At 40.1% G+C, this 25,332-nt stretch carries 11 protein-coding genes and 1 pseudogene; 5 read left to right on the plus strand and 7 right to left on the minus strand.

The features are described 5' to 3' along the window. From HWQ41_RS23600 to HWQ41_RS23615, 4 genes and pseudogenes are all read left to right on the plus strand, one after another. A pseudogene (locus tag HWQ41_RS23600) lies at window positions 1-198 on the plus strand (hypothetical protein); the annotation flags it as partial. A gap of 42 nt (window positions 199-240) precedes the next feature. Next, complete coding sequence (locus tag HWQ41_RS23605; protein WP_292768338.1) at window positions 241-1,224, plus strand: ABC transporter ATP-binding protein; 984 nt, start codon at window positions 241-243, stop codon at window positions 1,222-1,224. A gap of 515 nt (window positions 1,225-1,739) precedes the next feature. Beyond that, a complete protein-coding gene (locus HWQ41_RS23610; protein WP_292768340.1) occupies window positions 1,740-3,209 on the plus strand; it encodes an SLBB domain-containing protein in 1,470 nt (489 codons plus the stop codon). 979 nt (window positions 3,210-4,188) lie between these two features. After that, window positions 4,189-5,577, plus strand: coding sequence for a choice-of-anchor Q domain-containing protein (locus HWQ41_RS23615; RefSeq protein WP_292768342.1), 1,389 nt, complete (start codon window positions 4,189-4,191; stop codon window positions 5,575-5,577). Window positions 5,578-5,742: 165 nt separating this feature from the next. Here the strand turns inward: HWQ41_RS23615 and HWQ41_RS23620 are convergent, their stop codons facing one another. From HWQ41_RS23620 to HWQ41_RS23650, 7 genes are all read right to left on the minus strand, one after another. Further along, window positions 5,743-7,989, minus strand: coding sequence for a polysaccharide biosynthesis tyrosine autokinase (locus tag HWQ41_RS23620; RefSeq protein WP_292768345.1), 2,247 nt, complete (start codon window positions 7,987-7,989; stop codon window positions 5,743-5,745). Between the two features lie 513 nt (window positions 7,990-8,502). Beyond that, entirely contained in the window at window positions 8,503-9,696 is a 1,194-nt protein-coding gene (locus HWQ41_RS23625) for a glycosyltransferase family 4 protein (RefSeq protein ID WP_292768348.1), read from the minus strand. A 146-nt stretch (window positions 9,697-9,842) separates the two neighbouring features. After that, complete coding sequence (locus HWQ41_RS23630; protein WP_292768351.1) at window positions 9,843-11,027, minus strand: glycosyltransferase family 4 protein; 1,185 nt, start codon at window positions 11,025-11,027, stop codon at window positions 9,843-9,845. Between the two features lie 223 nt (window positions 11,028-11,250). After that, entirely contained in the window at window positions 11,251-12,384 is a 1,134-nt protein-coding gene (locus HWQ41_RS23635) for an O-antigen ligase family protein (protein ID WP_292768354.1), read from the minus strand. Between the two features lie 118 nt (window positions 12,385-12,502). Beyond that, window positions 12,503-13,606: a glycosyltransferase family 4 protein gene (locus tag HWQ41_RS23640; RefSeq protein WP_292768357.1), complete on the minus strand. Its 1,104-nt coding sequence runs from the start codon at window positions 13,604-13,606 to the stop codon at window positions 12,503-12,505. 78 nt (window positions 13,607-13,684) lie between these two features. Beyond that, complete coding sequence (locus HWQ41_RS23645; protein WP_292768360.1) at window positions 13,685-15,118, minus strand: oligosaccharide flippase family protein; 1,434 nt, start codon at window positions 15,116-15,118, stop codon at window positions 13,685-13,687. A gap of 488 nt (window positions 15,119-15,606) precedes the next feature. Further along, window positions 15,607-17,049, minus strand: a complete 1,443-nt coding sequence (locus HWQ41_RS23650; RefSeq protein ID WP_292768362.1) for a sugar transferase — start codon at window positions 17,047-17,049, stop codon at window positions 15,607-15,609. Window positions 17,050-19,082: 2,033 nt separating this feature from the next. Here HWQ41_RS23650 and HWQ41_RS23655 point away from each other — a divergent pair. Next, the gene (locus HWQ41_RS23655) at window positions 19,083-25,007 is read left to right on the plus strand and encodes a non-ribosomal peptide synthetase (protein ID WP_292768365.1); all 5,925 of its coding nucleotides are present in this window, start codon (window positions 19,083-19,085) and stop codon (window positions 25,005-25,007) included. Window positions 25,008-25,332 lie beyond the last annotated feature (325 nt).

Genomic DNA, 25,332 nt, shown 5'->3' on the forward strand with positions numbered 1-25,332 from the left:
CAAATGGGGCATTGGGCATTGGGCATTGGGCATGGGGCATGGGGCATTAGTTATTTATTAGTTATTCTTTCTCCCTCATCTCCCTCATCTCCCTCATCTCCCTCACTCCCCCATCTCCCTCACTCCCCACTCCCCACTTCCCAATTTTCGATAATTGACACATCAGTTGGTGATGGTTATTATCAGCCTAGCGGGTAATTTGTAATTAATATCAAGCTGGGAAATGGTGATTTAACTGAGATGAAGTCTGTTGCAGATGACCTTAATTCTCAACTTAATACGATAGACACTCCGCCAGTAGTCCTAACTTCTGAGTTGCGAAAAGTCTATCGCACTGGTTTTTGGCTAAATCAAAAAGTCGTGTCTCTCAAAAACTGTTCTTTAACAGTTTACAAAGGCGAAACCTTTGGGTTGCTGGGGCCAAATGGTGCGGGTAAAACTACCCTTTTAAAATTGTTGCTGGGAATTATTCGGCCGACCTCTGGACGGGGATTATTATTGGGTGAGCCACTAGGCGATCGCAGTCTTAAGCAATATATCGGCTATCTGCCAGAAAATCCCTATTTGTATGACTATCTCACCGGCTGGGAGTTTTTGCAGCTAGCCGCTGGGCTATTCCAAATTTCCAATAGCGTACAACGCCAACGCATTCCCCAACTGCTGGAATTAGTGGGTTTATCGCAAGCCGATGCGCGTAAAAAGCTCCTGCGCCGCTACTCTAAAGGAATGTTACAGCGTGTTGGCATGGCACAGGCGCTAATCAACGAGCCAGAATTGGTTTTTCTGGATGAACCAATGTCTGGTCTTGATCCTGTGGGACGCTACCAAATGCGGGAAATTATCCTGGCCCTAAAAGCCGCTGGTAAGACGATTTTTTTTAACAGCCACATCCTTAGTGAAGTAGAACAGATTTGCGATCGCATTGCCATCCTCGCTCAAGGTGAATTAATTTGCTCTGGTTCCCTCAATGAACTCTTAGGCGGGGAAAACACATATCACGTCAAAGGTCAAGGTGGTGACTGGGAAATTCTCAAAAAATGGATACCCACTCTCAGATTTGAGCCTGATGGTTCCTGGCAAGGTACACTACAAGATGATTACTATGATTTCCTCGCCAGTCTTCGTCTTATGGATGGTAAAATTATTGCCATGAACTTGTCGCGTCGCTCCCTAGAAGAATTTTTTATTCAACAAATTCAAAGAAAAAATAACTCACTGAATTAGTCTTCTTGCTTGTTGCCAAATAGTAAATTGTGGGTTATTTTGAGGAGCAAAACCCACACCACAATTTATGCCTTTTTGAGTTATCTTTGCTTAACCCAACCCACAATAAATAAAATTCCAATCTCTTTTTAAGGTTATTTGTATTTATTTAATGAACTTGTTCATAATTTTGCTAGTTATAGCAGATTTTAAATTAAAGTTTAAATGTCATCAAATTGACTTTATTTGACAACAAAATTTTATTTCTAAGTACTTTATTGGTTAACAGATAATTTCTTGTATAAACTGCGTTTAGTTGCCTAAATCCTCTATTTTTTGATAACTGCTCTATTTAAACAGCATTAACTTTAAGTTAACTTCACTAAAAATTCAAATTCAATAAGCAAATTTCCTCCGGAAAATTACACTTTTCGAGGAAAATAAGAGTGTCGGGGAACTTGAATATTTAGGTATAGTCAAAATAAAAATGTTTAGACAGTACTTTATTGATCGTAGTTTCAGAGTCTCAGGTAAATATGCTTAACACAAGTTTGTTTAAATTCCTAACTCAGCCAGTTGTGGGTGTGGCTTTGTTAAGTGCTGTCAATGTCGCTGTGCCATGTGTCAGTCTAGCTCAGGGACAATCATTACCACCAACTACACAAACACCAAGCACACCAACACAACTAGATACTAATTATTCATTAGGAGGCGGCGATCTCATCCGTGTAAATGTATTTGAAGTACCCGAATATACAGGTGAATACCAAATTCCGCCAGGTGGAGCGATCAACCTGCCTTTAATTGGCAGTGTATCAGTTCTCGGTCTCACAACTGAACAGGCTGCTGACGAAATTGCTAGAAGATATGCTCGCTTCCTCAAACGTCCCTTAATCTCAGTCAATTTGTTATCGCCTCGTCCCATCAATGTTTTCGTTGCCGGAGAAGTGACACGTCCAGGAGCTTATACTCTGAGCTTGAGCGGAGGCGCAGGGAACAATCCAGGCGTACAATATCCGACTATATTGGCCGCATTGACAACAGCGCAGGGAGTAACCCTGGCTGCAGATGTGACTCAAGTTCAATTACGACGTAAAATAGGACGTTCTTCAGAGCAAACCGTCACCGTTGATTTGAAGGAACTCATTCAAACAGGCAGGTTATCACAGGATATTACCTTGCGGGATGGAGACACCATAGTTGTGCCAACTGCAACCAACTTCAACGTTGCAGAATCCCGCAATATATTTGCAGCTAACTTTGCCGCCAGCCAAACCACACCCCGCACAGTCACAATTATTGGTGAAGTTAACCGTCCCGGTTCGTATCTTGTCACCCCAGGCAACACAGATGCCCAGGCGGGCGCAACCACTAACAGTGGCACTGCTAGTCCCACTGGTCTACCAAATGTGACGCGGGTAATTCAACTAGCTGGGGGAATTACAGCACAGGCTGATGTTCGTAATCTCAAGCTACGCCGACCGACAAGAACTGGCTCAGAACAAGCTATAGATATTAATCTTTGGCAACTATTGCAGAGTGGTGACGCCAATCAAGACATCATCGTCCAAGACGGAGATACGATTGTTATTCCGACGGCAACTGAAATCAACCCCGCAGAAGCCACTCAATTAGCTACCACTACTTTGTCTCCTACATCTATTCAAGTTGGTGTGGTAGGTGAAGTTAAAAAACCAGGGTTAACACAGGTTCAGCCGAATAGCTCTTTAAATCAAGCTATACTTGCTGCTGGCGGATTTAATGATGCCAGAGCTAGTAGTAATGCTGTTGATTTGATTCGCCTCAACCCTAATGGTTCTGTCACTAAACGTATAGTAAAAGTGGATTTCTCCGCCGGAATTAATGAGCAAACTAATCCCATACTCCGCAATAATGACGTTGTGCTAGTCAACCGATCTGGTGCAGCTAAGACTGGCGATACCGTAAACACTATAACTGGACCTCTAGGTATTATCCTTAATCTTCTGAACATCTTCGGACTCTAGTTTAAGATATAGATGCAAATTAGGGGCGTTGGTCAACCCTCTTCGTCCCTAAAATTGCACTATCCTTGAATCAAAGCTCAATAGTCAAGAGTTAATATAGTCCTACTTAATCATTCGTGAGAGAGAAAAAAGCTGAAAATCTTATAAATAGGTATTTTTATCTCTGTATTTTCTCACTATTTAATTTGGATAGGCAAGCTAGCTACGCGCCGCCTCGACCACAGGAAAAGACAAGAGTAGGGTTAAGAACTGGTTTTACCTTGGCATAGGCGTAGCCCATCGTACCCTTCCCTACGGGACGCCAGCTATGCGTAGCGTCTGTCTGCGACACGCTGCGCGAACGTAAAGAAGGCATCGCTTCCGCCAAAATTGTGTTTTCTATCCGCCATTATTATAAAAATCTTAAATAATATTACTTCTTGACAAATGCTATAGACTCTAAAACTCTCACTGAAAATTCTTAATCTGCATTCATAGGCTTTTGCAAACTTTGTTGTAGGTACTTGGATTGATTATGATAATGAGAATATTTTAGAAGGCAGAGGCGAGAAATCTTAGTTACTGCCTTATTTTTACTACTTTATTGATTCTTATTATCATAAGAATTATTTAAGTAAATTAACTGATTGATGACAGATATACTATCTTAACCACAGATACCGCGTATACACAGTAGAATGATGTCGAATTGGAAATGACGCCATTTGTACGGTTGCTTAGTGTCCATTAATGGGGTAACTCTGGATACTAATAATTTCTTTCCGGTACTTTTACTAGATAGTTGATGTTTCTTAGAACACAACCTAAAAATGCATTTAAGCCATATTTACGCGAAAATGCCCAGGTGCAAACCTAACAAGCCGTGTATAACTTTACATATGACCGTTACACGAACGTATCCAATACTGAGTTACTAACTAAGGCTAGAGCTACTGACCGTTGACGATTCAGTTTTTGCAACATACCCTATTTTTTCCCTATGATGATTCATGGTTTAGGTTTTCTCAGTTTGAGCGCATCTCTTGTACTTCCTTGGGCATTGACAGGTCTGGTTCAAGGACAGAAAATAACAGAGTCTTTAGTTAAAGATATTCGTCAGTCATCCACTGTTCAGGAAATGCCACTACCTAGCCGCAAGCTGATCAGCGCGGTTCGAACTGCGACAACATACTATGTTAGTGGTACAGGAAACGACAGAAATAGCGGACTCACTACCTCATCCGCCTTTAGGACAATTCAAAGGGCAGCAGATCTGACTGACCCTGGCGACACAGTATTGATTATGAACGGAGTATACACTAATCCACCCAATGCTGGGACTGTAGTAAGTATTCAACGTTCTGGAAATGCAAAAGCATGGATTAGGTATAAAGCATATCCGGGGCACTCCCCAAAAATTAAACATAATACATGGAGTGGTATCGGGTTGTCAAATGGAGCTTCATATATCGAGATCAACGGGCTAGAGATCATAGGGAACAATGCCAATATCAGCCTTGCTTATGCATTAACTCAGAAGTGGAACACATCAAATCCGCGTACAAACGGAAGTTGCATAAGCATTGATGGACGCAATCGTCCTGTTCATCACATAAATATTCTGAACAACAAAGTGCATAACTGTGGAGCAGGAGGTATCTCGGTAATGGAGGCTGATTATGTGAAGGTGGATCATAACACTGTGTTTAATAACTCATGGTATAGTGTCTATGGTAACAGCGGCATTTCGTTGTTGATGAATTACAATACTGACAACAACCGGGGATACAAGATGTTCGTGACCAACAACAAGGTCTACAACAATCGCATGTACATTCCCTGGCTTGAATCTGGAACAATCTCAGATGGTAATGGCATTATTGTCGATGTTTCAAAACTTGGTAAAAATGGTGCATATCGAGGACGAACTTTAATTGCAAACAATATCAGCTACAGGAATGGCGGTTCGGGTATTCATGCCCATGAGAGTGAGCATGTCGATATTGTCAATAACACGGCATATGCGAACGGGCAAACTCCAAGCCTTAAAAAAGGGCAAATATATGCTGGTTATTCATCTGATATCAAGATTTTCAATAATATTATCTATGCTTCCCCTGGTCAAAAGGCGAACAGCAACATGAATAATACCAACGTCACCTATGACTACAATCTTTACTCCAAGGGTGTCGTGATCGCTGTGATGGGACCTCACGATATTATTGGAGACCCACAGTTTGTGAATCCCTCAAATGCTGACTTTAGACTCAAAGCAACGAGTCCGGCGATCAATAGGGGTTACTATTGGAAGGATTTGAAAACTGATTGTGTAGGTAACCCTCGTCCTGATGGTGGTCGATATGATATTGGGGCATACGAAGATCGGTAATCTTAATATCATGTCCTGCTATCTGCCCATAGTTCAGTCAGACTGAAGTCTACCCTTACACAAAATAATAAGCCTGCGAAGGCAAGCTTATTATTTTGTAGCTAATTAAACAGACATGATATACAAGTTATGGTGTTCAGTTGACTTAAGAGACAAAATCCTAGTTTATACAGAGCTTTTGTCTGGAATACGTTTTTGTTGCTTAAGCTCTTTTGTCAAATCTTGATGAGTAAAGTATTCTTTAGCATGGTTGAAATAACTACTAGATTCATTTTTATCAATGATCCCATTCACAACTAAACCTAAAACGTTGTGACTGGATCTCTCTAGCATTTCTTCAGCAGCAGCCGCACTGTTAGAATCAATTACCCCTGGTCGAGCTACTAACAAAATCCCATCAGTCATTTGGCTTAAAGTCAAAGCATCGGCTGCCAAAAGAAGGGGAGGAGCATCAATAATCACAAAATCATAGTTATATTGAGATGAGAAATTTTCAATTAGTGATGCCATCCGTTTTGAGTCAAGCAAAGCAAGTGGGTTGGGAGGTCTAACTCCAGCAGTTAAAACATCAAGGTTATCCATTACCTTAGATACAGCAATGTTAAATTCAGCCTGACCTACAAGAACCTCACTCAAACCAACTGCATTGGTTAGTTGCCAGAGATGATGCTGAGAAGGAATTCGCATATCTGCATCAATTAGTAAAACTTTACGTCCTAGTTGAGCGATCGCCGCCGCCAAATTAGCTGAAACTGTAGACTTGCCTTCTTTAGGAACTGCGCTAGTTACCACGATAGTTTTGAGCACTTTATCTGAACTCAGGAATTTCAGATTGGCTTGAATCATCCGATACATTTCGCTCGTTAAAGAGTGGGGAGTATCTCTGACGGCAATTGTTTGAGATGTTGATTCTGCATTTGAATAACGGGAGCGAACCTTTTTAACAGACAAAGGAACAATTCCCAGCAAAGTATATCCAAATACATCTCTAACTTCTTTAAGTGTTTTTAGAGATCTATCTCTCATAGCTAGGAAGAGCACAGTTGTAGTGGCAAAAAATAAACCAAACATCACTCCTAGCACCAAAACAATTATTTTTTTGATTAGTACTTGCTCTTTGGGCACTAAAGCCTGAGAAATAATCCGGGAAGTAGCTGCATTTGTATTCTCAACTAACTGTAATTCTTGAACCTTTTTCAATAGAGTTTGATAGGTCGATTCTGCGACTTCAACTTTCCGTTCTAACTCCCGCTCATTTTGTGCTAACTGGGGTATGAGTTTTACCCGCTGTTCGTAGCTAGAACGGGAATTATATAGAGAGGAGAGTCTTTTAGTTAAGCCAAAGCGCTGTATTTCTGACTGCAAAAAACTTTGGATTAGGCTTTGTCTCAGTTGTCCAATCTGCAATTGGCTCTGGGGAACTTGTCTTTGATTGCCAATAGTCTGACCAACTTCCTGTTGCAGGAGAGATTTTAAACTAGCTTTTTTTGCTTCTAGGTTAATAACTACGGGGTTGTCATCTAGGAAACGGCTGCGCTCAATCGCTAACTGCCGCTCAGTGTCTTGAAGTTGTGTAAGAACTCCCTGTACTGCAGGTGACTGACTAAGAGCACTCACAGCGATCGCTTGCTGAGAATTTAGCTCTACTTTCTGGCGCAGTTCATTGGTTTGGGCGTTTACCTCATCCAGTTGAGCCTTAACAGTATCCATCTCACTGTCTAGATTTCCAATAGCCGCAACGGCTGACTTTGTCTCCTCTGATAAATCTGCAATCTGATACTTTTGTTTAAATATACGTAGCGCTATTTCTGCATTATCAACAGCAGCTTGAGTTTTAGGAAGCTGCCTGGCCATAAATTGACGAGTTGCTCCCGCCTCAGAGCGATTTGTCGTAATATCATTGTCTAAATAAAAATTCATAATTGTGTTGACCACTGCCGCTGCTTCTTCGGGGTCATGGCTGCTATAGGTAATTCGCAATACATCTGTCCCACCAAGAATTTTTATGTTCAGGGCTTTTAGTAGCGCTTCTACTTCTAGAGGTTTACCTTCATTGTCTTTTAGTTGTAGTTTGTCTATTGTCCGCTGCAAAAAAGTCGGCGAAGAAATAACTTCTATCTGACTGCTTATCGGATTTTGAGTTGCTACCAAGGGTTTCAAATCTCCTGAGTCTCCTCCTTCAGCGTAACTAGGCGAAAGACTATTTCCAGCTACTTTAAAAGAGGGAACTCTGAATAAAAGTTTTCCTTCTGCTTCATAGGATGGCTTCATAAATTGTGTAGCTATAGCACTGAGCATAACTGTAGCTACAAATATCGCAGTAGCAGGTAGCCACCATCGTTTCAATATCAATAAGTAACGACTAAGGTCTAAATCAATAGATTCTCTAGATTCCATAGATTTTTCTGACATAAATCTTCCAAAGTACAGGTCTTAAGCAAGAAACTAAAAATTGACTTAGAGCAGTGGCAAACCAGTGCAATTTACAAGACTGATATGATTTTAGAATATGACAATAGTATAGACTATTCGAGTTAAAAATTTAGTTCCCATTTGCTTGGGGCGCAAATCTGACACAGTTATTGAGCAAAAACTTTGGTAAATTTAGGATTTGGGATGAGTTAAAGGTATCCTAACTGCAACAGCATAAATCAACCCTTGAGCAGCAAGACGTTCAATTAAAAACTTTTTGCCATTAGCCATTAGGATTAAAATTTATTTCTGGATTATCAAAGGCTTGATTTTTTTCCTCAAACAAATAATATTATATGGCTCTACCCCTTGTCAAATCACCCATGCTAGGCAAAGTTCCTCAGTCAAGTAAAAAAACTTGCCGTCTAGTCAGTTCGCGATTTTTGACCATAAACATCTACTGATTACTCAGCCTCACTTAATTGTGATAATAGTGATTCTGAAAAGTAGCTACTAGCTTTGCCAGATTTTCTCATAAGCCTCTAACAGTTTCGGAGCTTGATATTGCCACTCCAGGATCTCCTCCATTCTCCGTCGCCCTTCGGCTCCTATCTTTTCTCTACGTTCAGGAGAATCTAGAAGCTCTAAAATTTTCTCGGCAAATTCCACCTCATCATTAGGCTTGGCATAAAGAGATGCTTCCTGTGCAGAACGTCTTCCCTCTCGCAAATCAAACTGGACAATTGCTTTTCCCATCGCCATGTATTCGAGGATTTTATTCATGGTGCAGTTTTCGTTATAAGCAGATGTTGGAGAGGGTTCTACACACACGTCGCAACTAGAAAGCCGCTCTAAAAGTTCTTCGCCTTGCTTAAACCCTGTAAATTCCACGAACTCAGTCACTTCTAACTCTTTAGATAAGTCCTTGAGTTTTTCAGCGGCAGGTCCACTACCGATTAGCATAAAGTGAATATCGGAGCGATTTTTTTTCTGGACAATGTAATATACCATTCTCAGGAGATAATCAATTCCCTCTGGTTCGCCCATGACACCCATGTATCCTATCAAATACTTTTTACCTCTACGGTAATTGGGGTTTGGGGGCATTCGGCGAAAGCGCGAAAGATCTGGCGCACTACGAACTACAAAGACCTTCTCTGGTTTCTTGTGTCCACGGTTAAGAGCAACCTCTCGGTGTGACTCGTTCGTTGAAATTGCCATATCTGCTGTGGCATAGGTCAAGCGTTCAGCCCAGCGTAATCCATGATAAAAAATATCACGCCGTTGATACTTAGCTTCATACATCTCCGGACTGAGGTCATGATGATCAAAGATCACCCATGTGCCATGAAATAATTTAAACCATCCTGCTACTAAGAAAAGTAAATCTGGCGGATTACAAATATGTATGACATCAAAACCACGCTCTCGCCATACCCTTTGAGCTAGACGGAATTGCCAGTTAATCGCCCAACTGTACTCTCGGAGATAGCCAATGACCGAACTTTCTTCCGGTGGTAGAGGATGACGGTAGATGTGAATCTGCTCAATAACTTCGTAGTCTTTTTCAAACCCATTACCTGTCGGTGAAATTACGGTAACTTCATACCCAGCTTTTTGCAAAGTAGTTGCTTCCATCCATACCCGCCGATCAAAGGGAACTGGCAGATTTTCAACGATAATTAGTACTTTCTTTGGTGATGCCATAATAATCTCAATTTTTAATTAGTTTAGTAAAACACTCACTTGTCAATTATAAAATCTACCTCAGTTTGGGGAACTTTTAGTCATGTCTGGCGAAACTAAGCTGAATAACCTACATATCTGCATCTTCATAACTTACAGTCTTGCAGTTATTGGCTGTTTACACTCAATTGATCATCTGAATTTAACACTGAACGATATAAATCAAGGAAAGAAACCCAATGATTTTTGATATCAAGAGGAAAAACACTTGTTCTTGCCTTACAACCTAGAGAAAGCCTCAGAGTATCATTTTCAATCAAAGACTTAATAGCATCTGATAACTGCTCAACATTACCTGGATTAACAATTAATCCGTTTTCAGACTGAGTAACTATTTCAGGTATACCTCCTACTGGTGTAACTATGACTGGTAACTCCCAAGCCATTGCTTCCAGCATTGCTAATGGAAGACCTTCATTGTAAGAGGGCAACACAAAAACATCTGCTTCAGTTAAAAGAATATCACGTTCATGTGACCCTATCCAGCCAGGCAATTTTATATAAGTTTCTAGATTTAAAGTCGTAACTAAATTGCGTGCTTGTTCTATGTCTCCATCTCCTGCCATGATCATACTTGATCTCGTTTTATATTCAGTAGGCAAAAGAGAAAAGGCTTCGATCAAATCAAATGCTCCTTTACGTTGACCAATTCGCCCTAAAAAAAGTAAGTTCGCTTTTTTAGATCCTGAACGGTGTGGAACTTCAGCAGGAATTTTTACTGGATTATAAAAAACTACAACTTGTTCGGGTTTCAGACCAAGGTTTTCTATGTAGAAGCTTCTCCAACTTTCTGATAATACAATTAAGCGTTGACACTTGCAAAATACCCAACTTAGCAATTGCTGTATCCATTTTGCCAGTTCAGCATAGAAAACATGAAATTGACTACCGTGAGCATGTAGAATTATCGGCTTGTGAAATACCCAAGCTAAAAGCACCATAATTGCCTGTCGTAAAACACTGCCGCGCTGTGAAATTTCAAGTTGAACAATATCAACTTCTTTCGTGATTAACATCCACAAAAATTTACATATAGCTCTCAAAAATACCATGATTTTGATTGCTATAGCTCCTTCCTGGTGAGTAACAATATGACATATTTGGACTTCAGAAGGAGCATACTCCAAAAAAAGCCTCTCGTAATTGGAAATGCCACCCTGCTGGAGTAAGCTAGGACCTAACAGGATAATATTGAGAGTTTTAGTTCGACACATAGGCTGTACTTTTTCAATAATTGGGCTATCCTGAGTTTCCTGAGTTAATGTATCAACGAAAGAATCAGAATTTATCATTGCTTTTCAAAGACCAAAGGAATTGCATGAAATCTTGTTAAAATCCGATTACTTTTTGCTTTATTGTGGAGTTTAGTGGAAAGGTTTTTCTTGAAAAGGATTTATTTGTACTGCTCAGAAACCGATTATAGCAATTTTGATGTGGTATAAATAACAAGCACAAAAACAATGGCTTCAGAACCTTTTTAGAATATCTATGCTAGGAATTGGTCTTTTTTTTGTTTCATGATTTTATTTTTATTTCATGTTTCATTCTCACTGAGAAAGATGCCGCCACATAGAGTATCCAAGTCAAACTATTCGATTCCAGCAAGGTAGATTCAGTAAGGCTGGCTAAAAATATATATGTCATCTGCATAAGTGGCCAAATATCTAATGCTGTATTACTACTACGCACCCAAGCGAATCCTTGCAGGTAACTGCGCCAAAATCCTAATAAGAATAACCCTAACCCTAAAAGACCCAAGTCAAGGCAAATATTGAGATAACCATTGTGGGGGTGGTTTGGTGTCCATCCAGCATTGAGCCAAACATAAGCAGATTCGCCATCCCATCCTTGCCAGAATCCGCCATAACCATAACCGATCCAAGGATGTTTCAAAATCATATCGATTACTAATGGCCACAAGTCTGTTCGACCCGTCAGTGTCGCATCTTTACCAATTGAATTTAACAGGACACCAGCGTTATTAGACAACCAAAAATATAAACTTTGGCTGATAGTTGCCATCATTATTAGGGTTGGTACTATGACCTGGTATGGCCAACGCCAAATTTGAAAAGCAAAAAATGCCAATATTAGAATTAATAGATTAAATACAGATGAAGTGGAACCGGCAAGCAGTAAGAGTAGTATTGACAAGCTAAACCCCCCCCAGAAAAGCCAACTACGTCTTTGAATTTGATAACCAAGGATAAAAAAGACTATACTACTGGTTACCATCCTTCCTCCCAGACCGTTTTTGTGCGTGAATACTCCACGCCACAGTGGTTTACCAAGGTCGCTCTGTATCCCGTATTTAGGCAAGGCTAGAGCAAAAATGAAACTCAATACTATAACAATCCCAAAAGTCCAAGCAAGTAAATATAATTGCTGTTTTAAGCTGTATCGCGAAACAAAATACAGACCAAATAAACTGGAACTAATGAGGGTAAAACTATTTTTTAATGTTGTTGAGGGTTCAAAAGACCAAGTAATAGAAACAACTGCCAACATTACTAAAGAATAAAGGAAGATATCTTTACTCAAGACAAAGACATAAAGAGTTTTCTTCCAACGCAAAACTATTAGTAATAAGGTAATTGCATAGATTAGGAAAAAAATAATCCGAATCAAGGAGCTATCATATTCTACCACCTCATCCTGTCCTGCTCCTCCTGACAGGACGAGAGTTAAGATTGCCCCTGAATAAATTAGCAAGGCTGCAACTGTGAATCCCTGCTCTGCATAAATTAGTAGTTTTCTCATAAATTAACTAATATTTATTTTGCATATTCATTTTTTTATAATAAATTTGGGCTGTTTGAGCAGCAATATTTGACCAATTTAAATCTTCCTGACAACGAGCTAGTGCCGCAGTTTGCATGCGTTGTTGCAAGTCGCGATCGCTTAACAAACAAATTATCGCATCAGCTAGAGATCGAACATCACGGGGTGGAACTAACAACCCATCTTTTTTATGCTGAACTATCTCACTCAATCCCCCTACCTCAGAAGCTACAACCAGCGTTCCCATTCCATAAGATAAAGCTGCCACACCACTTTGAGACGCTTCGACGTATGGCAGAACTGTTACTGTGCTGCGTTGAAAGAGATTACCTACTTCTTCAATGGGGATAAAGTCATTGATAATCTCGTAGCGTTTTTCATCATAACCATTAGGGAAATACTGCCTGATGTTTTCTCCCCTTCCAGCAATAATCAGCTTTACTTCAGGTACACGTTCAGCAATTAAAGGCATAGCCTCAAGCAAATATTTCAATCCTTTATAGGGCCAGATCCGTCCAAAAAATAGCAATGTATTTGGATCACGAGGCTGACTATTGTGATTACCCCGGCGCTGATACAAACTACCAAGTTCCCCATGTGGTAAAACATTGACTCGCTCTTGAGGTATACGGAATTGTTCAATGAGAATCTTTTTTAGTTGATGAGTATGGACAATCAATTGTTGGGAACGGTAGAAGGCAAGACGCCTGGTATAATCGGAACCAAGTACAGCCATTGTATCCCCTGGGTGACGGAATATATCATGGATAGTTGTCACCAATGGTGGCATCTTGTTGAATAACAAAGTCCAATCGTACCAAGGATCGTTAGTTTCTTGAACATGTAAAACATCTGGCTGTATGTCTTTGATGATATGCATCATAGTGGTCATAGACAACAGGTTGCGCGGGTCGCGTATCCGTGGTTTTTTAAAACTAATGACGCGGATATTGGAATCAAGAACATTGCTACAGACATTTGACAGTTTTTCCGGCTGAATTAGCGTTAAATCAACATATTTAACCAGACTATTTGCTAGTTCGATGGTGTAGTCTTCAAAGCAAAAATGTAATAAAGCAACTTTAATCATAATTAAAATTATCTTCTCACTTCAATTATTTATTCCACAAATTTGGATGCCTTACTGGTAGGATTTTATATTAAAGAATTACTGCTCTCTTAAAAGTTTGATCCACAAAAAACGAAACCCTCCAAATGCACGAATACCTAGATAACTCACAAATAAACCATAGGCACAAGTTGCAATAATTAGAGTGAATATAAAGTCTAAGGTAGTTTTTTGCAATAAAATGAATACAGGTATCATCAAAAGGCTTATTAGTAAGGGTCGGCGCATAATTCGCCATAAATTTAACGAAAATAGGCGAGTATACGTGAAGTAAAGATACTGGCTAAAACCAATAATAGTCATTAATAATGCCATTAAAGCTGCACCTAGTAACTGATACTGGGAAACTAATGCCACACCTCCTAAGCTTCCTAATGTAGTAGTAATAACCACTTCACGCAGGTTCACTATCTCGAAACCATTGGCTACAAGTAGATAGGACAGTGAGCGGATGAAGGGTAGAAAAACCAGTGATACAGCACTTAAAGAAAGGGCTAGATTTGCTTGAGCAAAGCTAGGATTATATATAAAAATTAGTAAATCTTTGCCAACAAATAACAGTCCAATAAATAAGGGTAATGCCATAATTAGTAGAATTTCAATAATATTTTCTGTGATCTGCCTCTGCTTGTCCCGTCCTTGCTCTACTGCCTTTGAAAATCTTGGAAACATTGCTAAAGTTAGACTGTTAGCAATAATCGAAAAGGGTTGTAGCAATTGTGCTATTCCACCAAAGAGACCCACTAAAAACTCATTTCCTAACAATGAAAGAATCAATATTTGAATTCTGCCAGTGACTACAGCCATTCCTTCAATAGCAAAAAATGTCCGTGCACTTTTCATTGTATTCAAGACAAAATTACCATCAATCTGCCATTCTATTTTGACTAACCGGATGATGAAAATCCATTCAATTACCAAAATTAGTGTTTCCGAAAAAAATAGTATCGCCCCCAGGTATTCGATTCCGTATTTTAGTTGCATCGCCCAAATCATTATTATTAGGCGTAGGATATATATTGGCACTGTAGAGATGGCAATCAGATGCATCTTTTCTTGAGCTTGAAAAATTGCCTCAGTGATGTTGGAAAGCGCAAAAGGAATGATCGTTAAGCCCATGATGTAGCAAATAGTCGAGGTTTTGGAACTATAGGGAAGTAAAAACACTATAATCACCAACGCCCCATAACTGAAAAAACTAAATATTAACTGTAGCCAGGTACCACTCATTAAATAAACTGGTGTTTTTTGTGGCTCACGGGCTAGTTCTCTGGTAAACAATGTCTTTAGCCCCTGTGAAGCAATGCCCACAAAAATAAAGTAGTAGCTATACGCTAGTAGATACTGGCCTAAAGCCTCAGCTCCTAAAGTACGAGCAATAGCAGCGGTTAATACAAAGGCTGTAATGCTTTGCGCTAACCGATTGACTATCATTGAGAGGGAATTACTTATGAATTTGTACTTTTCTGCCATTCTTAAATTATTAATCAGCTTATTTCGTTAATTTTGAATTACCAATACCTATAAATCTCATAAATTTCTCATATAGCAGGGAACTCTTAACAGGCTTGAAAGTCTCTTGGTGTCAGTGTTTTCTGATTAGCTGATGTCAACCGCTACCTGGCAACTGCTATAACTTACTTTTTTTGATCTACCGTTGGGAGTTTTTTAGCTATTCCACACATACTAGTCATGCGAATCAAGGACGAAAATGCATTTTCCTTTAGCTTTTATCATCGCACGCTTGAGTGTACCACTCATCCCAAGTTTTATTAATAAATCTTTTGGTTTGGATTGTAAATCCGAAAGCTTTTATCGCACTTAAATAGGTAGCTTTTCACTCAGTAAAGTAGAAAAATCTAAATTTAATATGTGAAAAAGTCTACTATAAATTACAGCATTTGTATCAAGACGGAAACCGTATAATGATTGCTGTGCGCTATGATTTGGTTTTTATTACCTTAGTAGGCACCTTCTTTTTTCAAAACTACCATAACTGTTTTGAGGAGAATTTCAAAGTCTAACCCAAGTGACCAATTTTCGATGTAGTTAAGATCAAGATTAATCACTTGTTCAAAATCTAAAATATCTGAGCGACCTGAGACTTGCCAAAGACCTGTAATACCAGGTAAAACTTCATGTCGGATAAAATGATGTTCAGAAAACTTATCAACATCTCTAGTAGGTAAAGGGCGAGGTCCTACTATACTCATTTCTCCAAAGATAACATTAAAAAGCTGAGGTAATTCATCTAAGCTATAACGTCGAAGAAATTTTCCAACACGGGTAACGCGAGGATCGTCTTTAATTTTAAAGATAATCCCATCTTTAGTTTCATTTAATGCTTCTAATTCTTTCTGTAATTTTTCCGCATCAGACCTCATAGTTCTGAATTTCCATACTTTAAACTGTTGCCCATGTAGACCTATACGGGTTTGCTTGTAAAATACTGTGCCGGGAGAGTCCAGTTTTATAGCTATAGCTATAGCTATATAAATAGGGAATGATAACATTACAAATAAAGTCGCGAAACAAAAATCACAACTACGCTTTATCCAAAAATCTTTACCTGTAATTATCGGACAATCCAAACTCAGACAAGGCATTCCTCCTATTTTATTAAATTCTACGTTTCTATAAATTGGTTTTAATTCCATCGGTAAAATATGTACTTGTATGCCGGATGCTTGAAATAACCAGCATAAAAACATTCTATTTTTTAGAGCATCCCAAGATATAAAAACTTCTGTTACACCTAATTGATTAAGTTGATTCAATGTTTGTTGACGTTGATATCTGTCTAGTGAATTAGCATTCGCAGTTCCAGAGACGATGTAGTGTTTTTCTTTTTTTATAAAGCTAGAAATCTGCTCATGATCTTGAGGATCACAAATAATGAATACCGAAGAGCGAACTATTTTTTTCTGTTTACGCAGATATTCAAGAGTAAGATTTACAGCATATCTACCAGTACATATAAAAAATATACTGAACAACCAAGATAATAATATTAATCTTTGTTGTGTAATATCAACTACTGGTTTATACAAAAAACAAACAAGGAGTATTAATCCATGAGCAAAAGTTAGCGATTTGATAATATTGAAATAGTCATAGCGTTTTTGACCTTCTCGATAAATACCTTCGACAGCTAGTGATCCTATTTGAATCCCAATAGGTATTAAAATTGGTAAATAATAACTCGGTATATACCAAGTTAAATGTCCGTAAGAAGATTGATATCCAGCTAAAACCCAAGCTAAGGATAAAAGAGTATAGTCTACTAAAAACAATGTTGTTAATCTCAACCACCACGAACCCTTGCGTACTCTGACAAATGCAGATGCACGTAAATCCAAAGGGACTTCACTGAATTTATTTGTTGTAATGCTTTGATTACTCATAGTTAGTAACACTTGGTGTAGTTAAAATTTGATGCAAACGTGGAGTATCTCACATTTTTATTTCAAAGAAACCTGGCCTTTGTAATCTACTATTAACCATTTTCTTGGGAGTAACTTGAAGTTTTTGATCAAAAGCATCTTCCAGGGTCGGTTAGAGTGCGGTTACTACCCAGATACTTAGGTTTTGGTGGAGGGTAGAATCCAGTTTAGTCTGGAAATTTTGAGCTTTGATGCCAAAAAAGGATTTGTTGGTGAGTTAACTTAATAGTTGAATAAAATTACTGACATTTATAATCAAGCTCGTCAGGTAAAAATATTAGGATTTTTAAGGTGCGTAATACATTAATTGAATTACTACAGTTCCATTGCAGAGTTGTGCTTCTATGAGACAATGATATTCTTTCCGAAATTATTGTAACATATTTACTTAGACTAATTCAGTTTCAGTTTTGCTTAGAAGCTTCTCTGTTTCTTTACGCATAATTACTGATTAACAAAACTTACATACACAACATATAACGAAATGCATCAAAAATTTGATTATTGTTACAAAACTTTACACAAGTGAATATAGTGAATTTTAAAACTTGTGTGTATACCGTAGCTTCCCTAGTGGTGGAGGGGACTGGCTTTCAAGGGTAGGTATTTAGGTTTCCGAGAAATAATTGAGAACATTGGCAATTATTGAACGTAGTTTTAAGGTTTCGGACAATCATTTTGGTTCTAAAACCCAAAAAATTGGTCTAATCTGAAAAACCTACCCATGAGAGCAGGGGACTGGGGGGTTAGGTTTTTGATTAATGAATCGATGCTCTAGATTACATTTTGGACGGTAAGTACCCGATGTTAATTCTCCATGTTGTTAAGCTTTTGAAGCGCCAAAAGGGTGGTTCCCTTACCGAGGTGACTGTAGTTTAAACTATAGGACTTCGACTTGAATTTTGAAAGTATACTGAGACTCAAAAGCTTATTTTACAAGGCTTATAGGTCAAAAGAGTTTCAATAATCAAACAGGATTCCTATAGAAGACTGAAGTTACACAAATGAAACCCTCCGACGTAGATTTAATGAAATTCGCGTAATTCTTCAAGAAAATAATATTATAACTTTACATTAATTTTATATATAAGGAAACAAAATGAAGATTCGGTAAGAATTAATTTTTCGTTCAGCGGATTTTACTAAAAAAGGATAATGTACTTTTATAATTAATCTACAATATGTATGATATGGCTTTGATTACATGAAACACAAACTTATTTTTCAACTAAGCAATAAGCGTTTACTCAAAAGCTTATTGTTAGCTAAAATTAAAAGTTAATCCTTTGGATTTAATTGCGATTTAGAGTTTAAATCGATAAAGGATTATGGGGTAAAAGTATGGTAATCACCAAATTCAATATAAATCGATTAGGCAGGTTTTGAACACACAAAAGTGGCGTTTGCTGACAAAGTTGCATCTAAATAATTTAATAGTTAATCGAATGTTGCGCCCCACATAATGATTCAGAGATAGGGAAAATACAGATAGAAGTAAACAATTTATCTGTCTCAGAAAAAAAATGGAGGAATTTTGTAAAGATTCAGATGTACTTAGTAAATACAATCAGCTTATTTATCTAGGTTCCAAGTTCCTTAAATACCTGACGACAATGACTTTGTTAGATTTTAAAGAAGGTGATGGAAAAGGCGAATATATCAGGGCTTAAATGGCAGTTTCTGACTTTAAATTGCCTGCTTACTGTCAAGACTCTTTACTTAGATGGAAAAGCCGCAGATGAAATTAAATACATTGATGGCTCTATTGATACAATCCTTCTCCCGAATCAATCTTAAGTATTAGGTATATGAAAGTTTATTTAAAGCGCTTTGGTGATAAATTTCTAGATAAAATCAAGTTAAAAAATGCCAGCAAGCATTTGCTTTACCAAAAGCAGAGACTTTAGTGAGTTGTTAATCAGTAAGCTGGCAAGAATAAATTAAACTATGTTAAGCAATGTAAAAATATTGATATTGGATAACTTATATAGCAAATGCAGATAAATAATAGCCAGACTTCAGAATATAAGCAAAATATTGCGTTAGATACCTTAACTCACATCATCGGCACTCAAGTTTTACAGGAATGGAATGACACTCAAGCAGTTCATCATCAGGATCTGTGCATCCATCAGATGTTTGAGATGCAAGTTGAGCGATCGCCTCAAGCCATTGCTGTAGTATTTGAAAATACACAACTTACTTATCAGCAGTTAAACCAACAGGCGAATCAACTAGCGCACCACCTACGTGCTTTAGGCGTTGGGCCGGAAGTACTTGTGGGTATTTGCTTAGAGCGCTCCTTGGAGATGATCGTCGGACTGCTGGGAATTCTCAAAGCTGGAGGCGCTTATGTGCCTTTAGATCCGGCATATCCCTCAGAGCGTTTAGCCTTCATCTTGTCAGACACCCAGACACCAGTATTGTTAACCCAAGAAAAATTGGTCAAGAACTTACCACCGCATCAGGCGCAAGTAATTTGTCTGGACTCAAACTGGCAAAGGGATATCCGAAACAGTGAAGAAAATCCTGTAAATGAGACGACGACTGATAATCTTATCTACGTAATCTACACATCTGGCTCTACAGGACAGCCCAAGGGTGTAATGATCCCTCACCGTGGGATCTGCAATGAACTCCACTGGAAGCAAACAACCTTTGGATTAACTCAGGCAGACAAAGTTTTACTGACTATTTCTTTTAGCTTCGATCCCTCAGTGTGGCAGATATTCTGGCCATTGTGCTTCGGAGGGCAATTGTTCATGGCTCGCCCTGGTGGACATCAAGACCCTGCCTACCTTGTGAAGGTGATTACTGAGCAGCAAATCACCGTCCTGGCCTTAGTACCTTCCATACTCCGTGTCTTACTGGAAGAGAAGGGAATTGAGAATTGCCGATTCCTCAGGCACATTACCTGCGGTGGTGAAGCTTTAACTGGCGAACTCATAGAACGCTTCTTTGCTCAACTGAATTTGGACAATGTTCTACATAATTGCTATGGCCCGACAGAAGCTTCCATTGATACCACTTACTGGAGTTGCCAGCGCGGCAGTAATTACGCCATTGCTCCCATTGGTCGCCCCATTACTAATGCAGAGATTCACATCCTCGATGAAAATTTGCAGCCTGTGCCTGTTGGTGAATCAGGTGAACTGCACATTGGCGGTATTGGTCTAGCGCGAGGTTATCTGAACCGTCCAGAATTGACCATAGATAAGTTCATTTTCAACCCTTTTAGCTCTGAAGTTGGGGCACATCTTTACAAAACTGGGGACTTGGCACGTTATTTAAGTGATGGCAATATCGAGTTCCTTGGTCGCATTGACCACCAAGTAAAGATTCGTGGCTTCAGAATTGAATTGGGAGAAATTGAAGCCATATTAGGTCAACATCCGGCACTGACACAGACTATAGTCATAGCTAGAGAGGATGTTACTGGTGACAAGCAACTCGTGGCATATCTTGTTGCTAGTCGAGAGCAAATTCCTAGCCAGGTTGAATTACGTCGGTTTTTGTCAACTCGGCTACCTGAATACATGGTGCCTAGTTTCTTTGTATTTTTGGACACCCTACCATTAAATCCCAATGGTAAAATAGACCGCCGCGCCTTGCCTGCACCAGATACATTTACTCTTGATCTGTCAACTAACTTTGTTCCACCTCAGAATTCCACACAAGAAGTCTTAGCTAGCATCTGGGCGAAGGTTTTGCGTCTGGAACAAGTAGGCATCCACGACAATTTTTTGGAATTGGGAGGTCATTCACTGCTGGCCACTCAAGTGATGTCTAGGGTTCGCCAAGTCTTTCGGATAGAAATACCGTTGCAACTCTTATTTGAGAATCCCACGATCGCTACTTTAGCTGAAGCGATCGCCCAAAACCCGACTCCAGAAAATGATCCCCAAAATCAGACTATTCCTCAAGTAGCCAACCGAGAGTCAGCCCCTTTATCCTTTGCCCAGCAGCGAGTGTGGTTTTTGGAGCAGTTGCAACCCAACAGCCGAGCATATATCGTCTCGAATGCACAGCGCTTAACGGGCAAGTTAAATGCGGGTGTATTGCAACAGTCACTAAATGCGATCGTCGTCCATCATGAGGCACTGCGAACAAACTTTATTAGATCACTTGATGGTAACCCCATACAAGTAATTGGCACGCCTCGGCCAGTGGAACTCAAAGTGATTCAGGTAACACAGGAGCAAGTAGAATGTCTTCTAAATCAAGAGGCGCAACGCCCCTTCAACTTAGAATCTGACTTGATGCTGCGAGCTACTTTACTCCAAGTAGACGAACAGCAGCATATACTCCTGTTGGTCATGCACCACATCGCCTCAGATGGCTGGTCAATAGGCATTCTCTGGCAGCAGTTAGCAGCCCTTTATGAAGCCTTTTTGAGCGGTAAGCCTTCCCCACTGCCAAAATTGCCCATTCAGTATGCCGATTTTGCTGTCTGGCAACACCAATGGCTATCGGGTGAAATACTCTCTGGCCAAATCAACTACTGGAAAACCCAGTTAGTAGGTGCTAATACTGTATTAGAATTACCAACCGACCGACCACGGCCACCAGTCCAAACTTACCAGGGAGCAGTGCAATCCCTGATGCTACCCCAGACCTTGAGTGCATCGCTAAAAGAACTCTCGCATCAGCAGGGTGTGACACTATTCATGACATTGCTGGCGGCTTTTGGGACAATGCTGCACCGCTACACTGGGCAAGAAGACATTCTCATCGGTTCTCCCATTGCTGGTCGCAACCAAGTTGAAACCGAAGGGTTGATTGGGTTCTTTGTCAATACCCTAGCCATACGCACTAACCTTTCAGGCAACCCAAGTTTCCGGCAGTTACTTAGTCAAATTCGAGAAGTAACACTAGAAGCTTATGCCCACCAACACCTGCCCTTCGAGAAGCTAGTAGAAGAACTACAGCCAGAACGAAATCTGAGCCACTCACCGCTATTTCAGGTAATGTTTGCCTTCCATAATACCCCAAGGGAACTCTGGGAACTTCCGGGATTGACCATTACCCCTTTAGAAGTCCATAGCGGCGCTGCAAAGTTCGATCTTACCCTCGATCTGGAAGAAACTTCAGCGGGGATCAAAGGTGGAATTGAATACAACACAGACTTATTCGATGCGACAACGATCGCTCGAATGCTAGGGCATTTCCAAACTTTACTTGAAGGTATCGTCGCCAACCCCGAACAGCGTATTTCAGATTTACCTCTGTTAACAGCAGCCGAACAGCATCAGCTACTAGTCGAGTGGAATAATACCCAAACTGACTACGATTTATCTGAATGTCTGCACCAGTTATTTGCAGCGCAGGTAGAGAAAACACCAGATGCGATCGCTGTAAAATTTGCCGATAAGCACCTTACATACCAACAGCTAAATTGCCGCGCCAATCAGTTAGCACACTATTTGCAAACTTGTGGAGTCCAGCCAGATGTATTGGTAGCGATTTGTGTTGAGCGTTCCTTAGAAATGGTTGTGGGATTGTTAGGAATTCTCAAAGCTGGCGGCGCTTATGTACCTCTTGATCCCGAATATCCTCAAGAGCGTATAGCATATATGCTAGAAGATTGTCAAGCCCCAGTGCTGTTAACCCAAAGGAGTTTAGTTAATGATCTCCCTACAAGTACCCAAAAAATTTGTCTAGATACCGACTGGGAAACAATCTCACAACAAAGCGATCGCAATCCCAATTCAAGCGTCAAGCCTGTGGATCTAGCTTATGTAATTTACACCTCTGGTTCCACCGGCAAACCAAAGGGCGCGATGAACAGCCATCGAGGAATTTGCAATCGCTTACTGTGGATGCAAGATGCTTACAAACTAACTGAAACTGATTGCGTTCTGCAAAAAACGCCTTTTAGTTTCGACGTTTCCGTTTGGGAGTTTTTCTGGCCGCTATTGACAGGGGCGCGTTTAGTGATGGCTCAACCAGGCGGACAGCGAGATGCAACTTACTTAATCAACACCATCGCCCAAGAGGAAATTACAACACTGCATTTTGTCCCCTCCATGTTGCAGATATTTCTCGAAACCAAAGGGCTAGAACGTTGTCAATCTTTAAAACGGGTGTTTTGTAGTGGAGAAGCCTTACCAGTTGACCTCCAGGAACGGTTTTTTGAGCCGATGGGATGTGAACTACACAACCTTTATGGCCCTACCGAAGCGGCAATTGATGTCACATTTTGGCAGTGTCAAAGAGAGAGTAATTTAAAAAGTGTACCGATTGGGAGAGCGATCGCCAATACGCAACTTTATATCCTCGACTCCCATTTGCAAGCAGTTCCCTTGGGTGCGATCGGCGAACTTTATATTGGTGGTATCGGAGTTGCTAGAGGCTATCTTAACCGTCCAGACTTAACAGCCGAACGATTTATTTCCCATCCCTTTAACGAAGGCGAAAAACTTTACAAAACTGGAGACTTAGCCCGCTATCTTGCCGATGGCAACATTGAATACATCGGTAGAATTGATCATCAGGTAAAAATTCGGGGTTTCCGCATTGAACTTGGAGAAATTGAAGCTTTACTAGCACAATACCCCACAATACAGCAAACTGTCGTCACAGCTAGAGTTGATAATCCCCAAAACCAGCGACTAGTCGCCTACATCGTTCCTCACCCAGAACAGACACCAACCACAGACGAACTGCGCCACTTCCTCAAACAGAAACTACCAGAATATATGGTGCCTAGTGCTTTCGTTTTTCTAGACACCCTACCCCTAACCCCCAACGGCAAAATCGACCGCCGCGCTTTACCTGCACCAGACTCAACAAGGCTTGATTGCGAAAACACCTATGTCGCTCCCCGTGATCAATTAGAATTTCAACTGACCAAAATTTGGGAAGAAATTTTAGGTGTCCAGCCTATCGGTGTCACGGACAACTTCTTTGAGCTAGGAGGACACTCCATATTAGCGGTAAAACTATTTTGGCAAATTGAGAAGACATTTAATCAAAATCTGCCTCTTGCCATTCTTTTCCAGTCGGGTACTGTAGAGGCTCTAGCCAAAATAATCTCCCAAGAAAAAGATATCGCCAGAAACTTGGCTTTAGTAAAAAATACCTTAGACAAATCAAAATCTAGCTGGTCATCCCTAGTAGAAATTCAACCCAACGGTTCCAAGCCACCTTTTTTCTGTATTCACGGACTGGGTGGAGAAGTCTTGTGTTTCCGTGAATTGGCACTGCATCTGGGTTCAGACCAACCATTCTACGGACTACAGCCACAAGGGCTAGATGGAAAACACCCTTTTCATACGCGGCTTGAAGACATGGCAACTCACTACATTCAGGAAATTCAGACCCTTCAGCCCAATGGGCCTTATTTTCTGGGAGGTTATTCTTTTGGGGGTGTAGTTGCTTTCGAGATGGCTCGGCAACTCCAAGAGCAAGGCGAACAAGTTGGTATTCTAGTTATGCTTGATAGTTGTCGTCTAGGTTATAGCTGGCGGGCGTCATTTCTCAAGCGAGTTTTTTTGCATTTAAATAATATTGTTCAACAAGGGCCTACCTACCTTTGGCAAAAGGTTAGGAGATGGAGCTATTGGCGTAAGCATCATCTCGAAAATAGATATAACCGTTATTTAGAAGAGGTACTTGATTTACCTCTAACTGACAAGCACTTAAAGATTATAGATGCTAACACTGAAGCCATGAGTGAATATATCTTTTCACCTTATCTTGGTGAAGTGATCCTCTTGCGGACAGAGGATCAAAATCGTGACGAAGCTATAGGCACACAATACGATCCTCAATTCGGCTGGGGCGACCTAGTGCCTGGAGGTTTAGATATCCATTACATTCCCGGATCTCACCTTGACCTACTTAAGGAACCTAACGTACAGGTGTTAGCCGAAACATTGAGAAATTGCTTAACTCAGGCGCAGTCTCCAAAAAATTAACGGTACGAGCGTCACCCGAAGGGTATCAACTCAGCCCTGCTGGGTTGTTTTGTTATTTCTTAGTCTAAAAACCTATTGGGAGAATAATGGAAAAATGCTTGCTAGTGGGTTTATCTCGTTGCCATGCTCTGCATGGGAATGGCTGATTAGGGGCTGCTGCCTCCAGTCAGACAAAAACTAATTGTGAGAATAATGGAAAAATGCTTGCTAGTGGTAACTAGGATGAGATAATTACTCTGTGGAACAGGAATACTGATGTAGCAGTTCTCTCTTGAGTGAGGTACAAGAACCCCACCCCCAACCCCCTCCCCGCAAGCGAGGAGGG

The sequence above is a fragment of the Nostoc sp. NOS(2021) genome, from assembly GCF_017115025.1.
Classification (GTDB): Bacteria; Cyanobacteriota; Cyanobacteriia; order Cyanobacteriales; family Nostocaceae; genus Nostoc.